The sequence below is a fragment of the Vibrio sp. Sgm 5 genome (genome assembly GCF_026241575.1).
GTDB classification, from domain to species: domain Bacteria; phylum Pseudomonadota; class Gammaproteobacteria; order Enterobacterales; family Vibrionaceae; genus Vibrio; species Vibrio jasicida.
The window spans coordinates 1-10,207 of record NZ_JAPHPY010000091.1 but is presented as its reverse complement, the minus strand read 5'-3'; the positions used below and the strand labels follow the sequence as shown (position 1 = coordinate 10,207).

General features: G+C 44.4%; 7 protein-coding genes and 1 pseudogene. 3 read left to right on the top strand and 5 right to left on the bottom strand.

From position 1 onward, the window contains the following. Positions 1-375 (top strand): annotated as a pseudogene (locus OQJ86_RS25515) (hypothetical protein); the annotation flags it as partial. A 4-nt stretch (positions 376-379) separates the two neighbouring features. Further along, entirely contained in the window at positions 380-2,029 is a 1,650-nt protein-coding gene (locus tag OQJ86_RS25510) for a BatD family protein (protein WP_265991987.1), read from the top strand. 64 nt (positions 2,030-2,093) lie between these two features. Here the strand turns inward: OQJ86_RS25510 and OQJ86_RS25505 are convergent, their stop codons facing one another. The 5 genes from OQJ86_RS25505 to OQJ86_RS25485 form a co-directional block, all read right to left on the bottom strand. Further along, entirely contained in the window at positions 2,094-4,160 is a 2,067-nt protein-coding gene (locus OQJ86_RS25505; RefSeq protein ID WP_265991989.1) for a GGDEF domain-containing protein, read from the bottom strand. A gap of 374 nt (positions 4,161-4,534) precedes the next feature. After that, a complete protein-coding gene (pstB, locus tag OQJ86_RS25500) occupies positions 4,535-5,284 on the bottom strand; it encodes a phosphate ABC transporter ATP-binding protein PstB (RefSeq protein WP_038873314.1) in 750 nt (249 codons plus the stop codon). 60 nt (positions 5,285-5,344) lie between these two features. Then, the gene (gene pstA / locus OQJ86_RS25495; protein WP_038873313.1) at positions 5,345-6,208 is read right to left on the bottom strand and encodes a phosphate ABC transporter permease PstA; all 864 of its coding nucleotides are present in this window, start codon (positions 6,206-6,208) and stop codon (positions 5,345-5,347) included. Positions 6,209-6,230: 22 nt separating this feature from the next. Next, positions 6,231-7,163 (bottom strand): phosphate ABC transporter permease subunit PstC, encoded by a 933-nt coding sequence (gene pstC, locus OQJ86_RS25490; protein WP_038873310.1) that lies wholly within the window; start codon positions 7,161-7,163, stop codon positions 6,231-6,233. 98 nt (positions 7,164-7,261) lie between these two features. Then, positions 7,262-8,083 (bottom strand): phosphate ABC transporter substrate-binding protein, encoded by an 822-nt coding sequence (locus OQJ86_RS25485; protein WP_265991985.1) that lies wholly within the window; start codon positions 8,081-8,083, stop codon positions 7,262-7,264. 333 nt (positions 8,084-8,416) lie between these two features. Between OQJ86_RS25485 and OQJ86_RS25480 the strand changes: the two genes are divergently transcribed. After that, the gene (locus OQJ86_RS25480; protein WP_038873305.1) at positions 8,417-10,060 is read left to right on the top strand and encodes a methyl-accepting chemotaxis protein; all 1,644 of its coding nucleotides are present in this window, start codon (positions 8,417-8,419) and stop codon (positions 10,058-10,060) included. The last annotated feature ends 147 nt before the right edge of the window (positions 10,061-10,207 follow it).

Genomic DNA, 10,207 nt, shown 5'->3' with positions numbered 1-10,207 from the left:
CAACAGCAGCAACAGCAGCAACAGCAGCAACAGCAGCAACAGCAGCAACAGCAGCAACAGCAGCAACAGCAGCAACAAAAGTCTCAGAATGATGCTAAACAAGAGCAAGGACAACAGTCACAAAACAAGCAAGACACTGAAAATAAAAAAGAAAAAGAGAAAGCTGAGCAGCAAAAAGAAGAGACACAAGGCGAGCAACAAGGGGAACCAATGCAAGCTCAAGCTCAGGCAGAAAAAACGCATCAGGACGATCCTGAGTTCCGCCGTTTAGAAGCGGTAGAAAGTGCGCGTGACCCAAGCTTTTTGATTCGAGCACAAATGCAGTTGCAAGCTCAACAAAAACGACCTCCACAACAAACAAATAAGGAATGGTAACTCCATGATGAAAAAAGGCGCAAAACTGGTCTTTGTTCTGGTGGCCAGCCTATTAACATGCTTTTCGGTTTTTGCCCAAAGCCTTCAAGCCAGTGTGAATAAAACCCAAGTCGCAAAGAATGAAGTCATCAATCTCCGCATTATGGCAGACACTGAGTTAAGTTCTGATGCCATAAATTTTGATACGCTAAAGAAAGATTTTTTCTTGGGGCAGCCTCGTTACGGCCGTTCAAGCAATAACATTAACGGCCATAAAACAGTCCGAACGGAATGGAGCATTTCGATCGCGCCGATGAAACAAGGCGTTGTGACCATACCAAGCTTCACAGCTGAAGGGATGAAGACTGAGCCAATTAAGCTGCGCGTCACAGAAAGCCAAGCAGAGCCAAACCTGGATGATTTATTCAGTTTTGACATGAGCGTGGATAACCACACTTTGTACCCACAACAGTCAGCAACGTTACGTATGCAGTTGGCCATCAAAGTAGATCCACGTCGTTTGGATAACCCACAAATCGTTCCGCCTAGCATTGATGGAATGAAGATTGAACCTGCTAGTGACATGAAACAAGGTCAGCGAATCATTGATGGCTTAGAAGTTACTGTCGTTGAACAAGCATTCCGTATTACCGCAGAAAAACCAGGAAGCTTTTCGTTAAACGGCCCTCAATTAACTGGCTCTTACATTTATGGTGACAGTTTAACGGGTTCGACAAAGATCATGCCGATCAAAACCAACGTTCAGCAAATGCCTATCACAGTCAAACCGATCCCGAAAGACTTTGAAGGCAACTGGCTACCAGCTTCAGCATTAGAAATGACTCAAAGCTGGGAAGATGAGCAAGGTAATCCTCTGTCTGCAAACGCGGTGAATAGCGTTAAACAAGGTTCATCTATTACCCGTACGATTCGTGTGAGAGCGCGAGGCACACAAGCAGAATACTTGCCACGTATTGGCATAATTTACCCAAGTACACTGCGTGTTTACCCAGAGCAACCTCAGTTCGAAACAGCTCGAGATGGCACCATCACCATGACAATGAAGCAAGTGCTGATCCCAACGGAAGCTGGTGACCTTACCTTACCCGGTTACAAGCTAAATTGGTGGGATAGCAATCGTGATCAAGCAAGAGAATCAGAAATCGCTGAGTTAAATCTTAAAGTCGAGAAAAGTGATACTGGACTGATAACCCTGCCAGAAAGTGTACTGCCAACACAACCAACACAAACGGCATCTCCAACCGCTCCACAAGGTGGCGTTGATACGATTTGGCAAACATTAACATTCGTCTTTGCGGTACTTTGGTTGGTTTCTTCCGCTATTGCCATTGGCTTATGGCGAAAACGCAAAGCGCCACAATCAACAGAAGTGATGATGAGTACTCATAACGCCTCCATTCGAGATATAGAGGATGTCATAAAGCAAGGTGACAGTATCAAGATTGAAAAAGTAGTTAACGACTACTTAAACACTCACTACGCTGATATCGAATCAGAGGCGGTGCAAGCAGTAAAAACTGAATTGAATGTGATGAATCAATCTCGATTTAGCTCCACTCAGCAACCATGGAAAAGTGATACTTTGCTGGCAATACTCAAACAACTCAGCAAAGACAAAACAACCAAAACCAGCCACCAGCTTGAGAAGCTTTAACGAACAATTAAGTGTTAGATAAAAATGGCAGCTTATCTTCAAGCTGCCATTTTTGTTTTTAGTGCTAAGCAACACTCTGCTTCTCTATTTCAACCGCCCGAACACAGTTTCGACCACTGTTTTTAGCTCGGTATAGAGCCTTATCGGAGAGTTGATACAAATGATCGAAGTTAAAGTCTTTACCTTGTGTCAGGTAGCAAGAATAACCAACAGAAACAGTAAGTAACTCACCTTCTGGATTATGGCAATGCTTAATCCCCTCCTCCTCAATACAACGACGGATGCATTCGGCTCTCAACCTGACCTCTTCTTGGTGTGACCCAATCATCAACAAAACAAACTCTTCCCCGCCAATTCGACAAAAGACTTCATCTTCATCTTTAGTATGGTGTTCAAGGATGTTACCAATTCGCATTAACGCGATATCACCTTCTAGATGCCCATAGTGGTTGTTGAACAAGCCGAAGTGGTCAATATCAATCAAGATCAATCCAAATGACATGACTTCATCATGCTCTACCGAGCAGTACTTCTGCATGACGTGCTCTAACATTCGTCGATTACCAAGGCGAGTCAAAGGATCGAGTTTAGACAATACTTCCAATTGTCGATTGGCTTCTTCCAGCTCTTTAGTCCGATTTTGTACTTCTAGCTCTAGGTTTTCATTAAGTTCGCGAATCGCCTCTTGTGCTTGTGTACGTTGCAGCACTTCAGCAAGGCTTGATGCAAACATCCGAATCACTTCACGAAGCTGGGAGGTAAGCGGCGCACGAGTTAATAGATTATCAACGGCGATAAAAGCAATAGGCCCACTGCTATTGGAAGTCAGCACTGTCATGGCCGCCCAGCCGAAACCAACAATATTGCAATCGTGATAGATGGGAACCGACTCTTCAAACGCAACCTCATTCAGCATAGATCGGGCTAAATTAATCAAAGAGAAGTCCTGTGTCTCCCCAAAAAAATAAGATTCATCCACCACATTGCCTTGGATGTCGGTCCCCCACGTACCTTGCATATAAGAGCAATTTTCATCGGTCAAGAACACCGCCATACGGTCGATGCCCAAGTTTTTAATGGCAAAGGTCACTGCGGATTTGCACACATCACTGACCGTAGTACATCGAGAAAGCTCCACCATACTTGAGTGCAACATGCGCACATTTTGTTCTTGACGCTTACGGATATAGATTTGCGAGAAAAGTGAGCCAAAAGATTCCAGCATCTGCTTTTGATAAGCCGTCACGGGCTTACGATGAATAAAGTTATCCAGTGCGAACCAACCAAAAGGCTCATTACCATCTCGTAGGATTAACATCGCATTCCAGCCCTGCCCTACGACTTTACCGGCGGTATAAATCGGCGCATCTTCGACAATGACGAGATTACGCTCTGTACTCGACAGTGCTGCGATGTACTCTTCACTCAACTGGTGAAGATCATATTGAGTGTGAAACTCATCAATCGTGATACCATCCTCATTAGTGCCATAGGTCCCACTGAAACTACGCTTTTTCATGTCCAACAGCATTAAAGTAGAACGGTCAAAACCTAAACGTTCACGCAAGGCTTCAACCGCTTTTAAATAGAGATCTTTAAGAGAGTCAGGATTAGAGATGTCCAACGCCACTTGCTGTACGAGCTTCATGTTTTCAATGAAGCGTTCTCGCTGGCTAAGTTCATCGACGTATTGGGCCTCTCGAACATCACGATGCTTCATTTCTTGCGATGCGCTTTTTTCTGCGCGAATACACTGCCAGCGAGCCGCGGCAAGTTGCATTGCATCGTAACTTTCTTCGTAGATATTGTGGGCGGAGCGAGCTTGGACGTTTTGAATCAGTAGGTAGGTACGTTTGATCGGCGTGTTATCGAGCATCATGATGTAACTTTCGCCGCCAAGGTCTTGGGTGTGGTTCCAATTACAGGTATTGATGGCCAGCGGAATAATACTTTCTGAAGTATCAAATTGGCTCGCCCTATCCCAGAATGCTTCTGGGTACTGACGGATTGGAGTCAAATCACCACGAGAAAACCTCACCGCACCTGATGGATTGGTGAGCGGATCGTCAAAGATCGCTATCGCACTAGGGGAAAAGCGTTGTTCTAGATGCTCGAATATGGCTTTCGCCAATAATCTATGGTCTCTGGTAGAAGAGACCGTTCTTGTAAAACTTTTTAAACTCACCTGGCCAACCTAATCTACTTTTTTATTCTCGATAAAAAACTACTTAGGCCATGATATGCAATCAATGGAATCCAAGTTGAGCTGTTAAGTCTTTCGCAAAAATTTTGTACTTAATTTCACAATCGAGAACCTTTCAACATTTTTAGACAGGTGTTTCATCCGAATTACATACTGCAAAATTAGGCGCAAAAGTGAATCAACATGAACATTATTGGTATTGAGAAAATTCCACATACCCTAAACGAAAAAGGCCCCTCATCAAGAGGGGCAAGAGTACCATCGCTTATAGTTATTCATGTATATGCTGATAAATACGTTAATTAACCAAAGTCGCCGTTTACATAGCCTTGAGTACGGTCGTCTTTCGGGTCACTGAAGATCACTTGTGTGTCATCGTGCTCGACCAACTCACCCATTAGGAAGAACGCAGTGCGGTCAGAAATACGACGCGCCTGTTGCATTGAGTGAGTCACGATAACGATGGTGTAGTTCTTCTTCAGCTCTTCCATCAATTCTTCGATTTTATGTGTTGCAATTGGGTCAAGTGCCGATGTTGGTTCATCCATTAGGATCACATCAGGCTCCATCGCGATTGTACGAGCGATACATAGACGTTGCTGCTGACCACCAGATAGTCCAAATGCATGTGACTTAAGACGGTCTTTCACTTCGTCCCAAAGTGCTGCACCACGAAGTGAGCTCTCAACCACTTCATCAATGTGTTTTTTATCTTTAATGCCTTGAGCACGAAGACCGTATGCCACGTTCTCGTAAATGCTCATTGGGAATGGGTTTGGCTTTTGGAATACCATCCCCACTTTGATGCGAAGATCAGCGACATCGATGTTGCCGTAAATGTCTTCACCATCCATGGACAGTTTGCCAGTGATCTTAACGCCTTCGATAAGATCGTTCATGCGGTTCAAACAACGTAATAGTGTAGATTTACCACAACCAGAAGGACCGATTAGTGCGGTTACTTGACGTACTGGAATAGGCAGGTTGATTGATTTCAGTGCTTGGTTATCACCGTAAAACAGGTCTAGGTTTTCAATATCAAACTTGTTCATTTTCTTAATCTCTTAAATCTTGAATTCGTGTCTTTTAACGTGCGTTCTTAATTTGTGTTGTTAGTAAGTTGCTGTGTTAAAACGTCGTGCAATCAGTTTTGTAACCATGTTGATCAGTAGAACAACAACAATCAGAACTGTCGCGGTACCGTAAGCCTGATTCCATTCCTCAATGGTAAACAGTTCGGTAGTCAGTTTGTATAGGTGAACGGTTAGCGTACGGCCTGAATCCAATAAAGAATCCGGAATACGAGCAACCATACCTGCTGTCAGGAAAACTGGAGCAGATTCACCAATGACACGACCAATACTTAGAATGACCGAGGTTAAGATACCTGGCATTGCGCTCGGCAGAATCAAGCGCCAGATAGTGTAAATTTTCGATGCGCCAAGACCATAAGAGCCTTCGCGGTACGTTTGCGGTACTGCCATCAATGCTTCTTCCGTGGTACGGATGATCACTGGCAGGATAAGAATACTTAGCGTTAGAGCACCCGATAGAATCGAGAAGCCAAGGCCAAGAATCGCTACGAAGAAAGTCATACCAAATAGACCGAAGATGATCGACGGAATACCCGCCAATGACTCGGTACAGAATCGGATGATTTTCACTAAACGGCTACCTACTTTTGCATATTCGGTTAAGTAAATTGCCGTCATGATACCGAGTGGCGCTGCCACTGCGATAGATGCGATAACCATGTAGATAGTCGACACAATCATCGGGAAGATGCCGTGCTCGTCCCCTGTGCGCGTATAGTCATCAGTAATGAAGTTCCAATCTACGTGTTGTAGACCGTTAGATAGGATGTACCAGATAATCCAGAACAAAAAGCCTACCGTTAATGCTGCCGAGACCCAGACAAATGCGCTTAATACATTATCTTTGAACTGGCGTGCCTGTTTTAATTTTGCGCGATCCATAATAGTCACCTTTAACGAGCGATTACTTCGCTTTTTCTCGGTTTAGGTAAAGTAGTACAGCGTTCAACGACATGATGAAGACCAGTAGTACCACACCTGTAGCGTATAGAGCGTTCGCGTGAACACCACTTGCGTAAGACATTTCAATAGCGATGTTTGCGGTTAGCGTACGAGCCGAATCAAGGATGCCTTCTGGCATTGCCGGCGCGTTACCCATAACCATGATGATCGCCATAGTCTCACCCAACGCACGACCAATACCCAGAATCACACCTGTCATGATGCCTGAGCGAGCCGCTGGAACGAGCAATTTAAATATGGTGTAGATTTTAGAAGCGCCAAGAGCCAAAGAGCCTTCTTTGTAAGTGCGAGGGACTGCACGAATAGACGTTTCAGAAACCGTGATGACAGTAGGAAGAATCATCACACCCAGTACAATGATACCTGCCAAAATAGTATTACCCGCTGGTACATCAAATACGTTTTGGATAAGCGGCACGATAATAACCAAGCCGAAGAAGCCGTAAACCACCGAAGGAATACCGGCAAGGAGCTCAACCGCTGGGCGGATAACATCAGCCAAACGTTTCGGTGCAATTTCTGCGATAAAGACCGCAGTCAACACGCCGATTGGCACACCAACTAATACTGCACCAGCTGTCGAAACGATAGAAGCAACAATCATAGTTGCGACACCGTAAAGTGCTGGTGGCAGCCAGTTTTGGCCGAGTACGATGCCTGATACGCCAACTTCTTGGAAGGCTGGAATACTTTCTCGAACGATGAAGTATGCGATTACTGCTAATGAAACGATGCCGATAACAGCACTCGTTAAAAACAAGCCGTGGAAGATACGCTCTCTCCAGTCAACGCGGCGTTTCTCGCGTAGGCCTGGCTTGCTGATCGCTTTAGCGTCAGTAGTCATAAGCTTTTCACTATTTGTTGCGATGGTCATAAAAATCTCACGGTTCTAGGCAATGCCCTTGAACACAATGGATAGAAAAGGCTCAGCCCGAAATGGTGGGCTGAGCAAACTTTAGAGTCCCGATGGGATTAGTTAACTGAGATGTAACCTTTTTGGTCAACTAGCGCTTGCGCTTCATCAGTTAGCATCCAGTCTAGGAATTTTTGAGTTTCAGCTGATGGCTTGCCTTCTTTGTAAAGAACAAGGAACGGACGAGCAACTTTGTAAGAACCGTTTTTCACGTTGTCTACTGAAGCTTGAATACCGTCAATTGGAAGTGCACTTACAGAGCTATCAACTGTACCAAGAGAGATGTAGCCGATAGCGTATGGGTTAGAAGCAACCATCGTCTTCAGTGCGCCGTTACCGTTAGCAACTTGAGCACGTTGAGAGATTGCCGATACTTTCTTACCAGAAATTTTCATTTTTAGAGACATGATGTCTTCGAACGCGCCACGAGTACCAGAAGCTGTGTCGCGAGTGATTGCTACGATTGGCTTGTCTGCACCGCCAACGTCTTTCCAGTTCGTTACTTCACCTTTGTAGATTGCAGTAACTTGGTCCGCAGTAAGACCCGATAGTTTGTTTTGTGGGTTTACAACAACTGCGATACCGTCAAGAGCAACTGTCTCTTCTTTTAGAGCCTGCTCTTTTTCAGAATCTTTTAGGTTACGAGAAGACATACCTAGGTCAGCAGAACCGTTTTTCGCTGCTTTAACACCCGCAGATGAACCAGGGCCTTGAACTTCAACAAATACGTTCGGGTTTGTCTTCATGTATGTTTCAGAGAAAACTTCCATCAGTGGAGTTACGCTGCTAGAACCCACTGCAGAGATAGTTTCTTTAGCAGAAACAGGAGTCACTGCCATTGCGCCTAGAAGTGCGATTGCACCGATTACTGTCTTTTTCATCACAATTTCCTTTAAGTGGCCTTATTGCCGTTGTGTTTCACTTGAACGATGCTCACTTTAGAATCCAAATATGACAGTTGTGTTTCACTTAGTTGAAAGCTCTATGACACGTTGTCATTTCTGCTTAATAAAACAGCAATCAAACTTTATTTCCTTTCGAGCTCAAAATATATTGCTTCTATTTGGTTATAACAAAATGCCAACTACATCGCTTTTAATATATTTCATAACAAATAAACATCGTTAAATGATTGATATATCAAGCCTAATAATTAGAATCGGGTTGCTTTATTTACAAAAATGATAATAGTTCCAATCTTTAGAGGGTCAATCATGCGTCAATTACTGAGTACGCTGTCTATTAAGTCACAGGTTTTCGTACCCGTATTATTCACTGTCATACTTCTCGTCATTGGGTTGAGTATCGGCATCGGAAAGTTAGAGCAGGCATTCGGCAAGGTCACGGTCTCAACCAATAGCCTTATCGTGCATAAAGAAGAACTCAGCTCTATCGTCGACAACACTTATGCCATGCGCATTAAGGCAATCTACAGCCTGTTCAGAGCAGAAGATGTCCAAACACTGAACCAAGAGTTACAACATCGTCAGGCAACCAACCGTGAGTTTTTAAGCTCCATCGACCAAATTGAAGGCATCCAAGCAGAAGTCAACGCCATGCGCGATGCGATGAACCACTATGTGGATTTCACTCGAATCACCATGACTCCGCTACTGAACACTAAACATTCATCCAACAACGTGTCCTTAGATTTCGAGAGAGAATATGAAACAGCAATGGGTCAATACCGCTTAGCAGGTGAAGCAATGATTGGCGCCATTGACAACTTGTCTAAGAAGCTCAATCAAATCGTGACAGACGAAGTCACAGAAAATGGTGCACTGCACTCAGATACCATCACTTACAGCACCATTTCTCTTGTCATTATTTTGTCTATCGCCTCTTTGATCAGTTGGTTGTTAGCAAGCTACATCGTGGCGCCTATTCGTAACCTACAAGAAACCATGCGCGAAGTAGCAAAAGGCAACTTATTAGTAGAAGCAGAAGAAACAGGTAAAAATGAGGTGTCGCAACTGGCACAAGACGTAAACCAAACCATCCACCAACTCCGCGGTACCGTCGACTCACTAGTTCGAATCAGTGAAGACGTCGCCTCGGCTTCGACTGAACTGGCAACAGTAATGACACAAAGCAGTGCCAACTCAGACCAAGAGAAACAAGAAGTAGAACAAGTAGCTTCTGCAATTAACCAGCTTGAATCTACTGCTGCGGAAGTTTCAACCAATGCACAGCAAGCCGACAGCGCATCTAACGAAGCCACAAAACTAACGTCACAGAGCCTAAGCATGTTTGAAGAAAGTACACGTGCGAGTGCGAAAATGGCAGACCAACTGAACGAAGCCGCAAACGTGGTCACGTCACTAAAAGATCAGTCCGAACAGATTGGTAAAGTGATTGAAGTTATTGAGAGCATCTCTGAGCAAACCAACCTACTTGCATTGAATGCGGCGATTGAAGCGGCACGAGCAGGGGAAAGTGGTCGAGGCTTTGCTGTGGTTGCTGACGAAGTACGTATGCTGGCAGCAAGAACTCAAGAATCGACCAAAGAAATTCAAACCATTATTGAAGAACTTCAGCAACAGTCTGGTCACGCAAACGAAAGCATGCATTCAAGTTTAGCCATGTTAGAAGACAACCAATCGCTTGCTACCGAAGTAAGTCGTTCGCTTAGTGACATCAATAATGCAATTTCCGATTTGAATGCTATCAACACACAAGTAGCGACCGCTTCAGAGGAACAAAAACAAGTAACCTCAGATATCAACAATAACTTGAGCACCATCTATGAGTTGGTGAGCCAGAACGTAACCGGTATTACTCAATCCGCAGCTGCCGCGCAAGAACTGTCTGGGTTAGCGGAGAACCAAAAGCATCAGCTTAAGCAGTTCCAAATCTAAGCCTTACAATGCCTTGTGATCCCAGCACGGTGAGTGAAAAGGTTAGATAATAAAAAGCTCCGCACTGGCGGTAATGCCAGTCAGTTAAGCTGACTGGCATTTTTCTTTTTCCAGATTGGATACTTTGCTGATTTGTAACGGAGAACT

Bases quoted from the DNA above. Each gene is read 5' to 3' on its own strand.
- OQJ86_RS25510 (WP_265991987.1), top strand. From the start codon at position 380: ATGATGAAAAAAGGCGCAAAACTGGTCTTTGTTCTGGTGGCCAGCCTA.
- pstB (WP_038873314.1), bottom strand. From the start codon at position 5,284: ATGAACAAGTTTGATATTGAAAACCTAGACCTGTTTTACGGTGATAAC.
- pstA (WP_038873313.1), bottom strand. From the start codon at position 6,208: ATGGATCGCGCAAAATTAAAACAGGCACGCCAGTTCAAAGATAATGTA.
- pstC (WP_038873310.1), bottom strand. From the start codon at position 7,163: ATGACCATCGCAACAAATAGTGAAAAGCTTATGACTACTGACGCTAAA.
- OQJ86_RS25485 (WP_265991985.1), bottom strand. From the start codon at position 8,083: ATGAAAAAGACAGTAATCGGTGCAATCGCACTTCTAGGCGCAATGGCA.
- OQJ86_RS25480 (WP_038873305.1), top strand. From the start codon at position 8,417: ATGCGTCAATTACTGAGTACGCTGTCTATTAAGTCACAGGTTTTCGTA.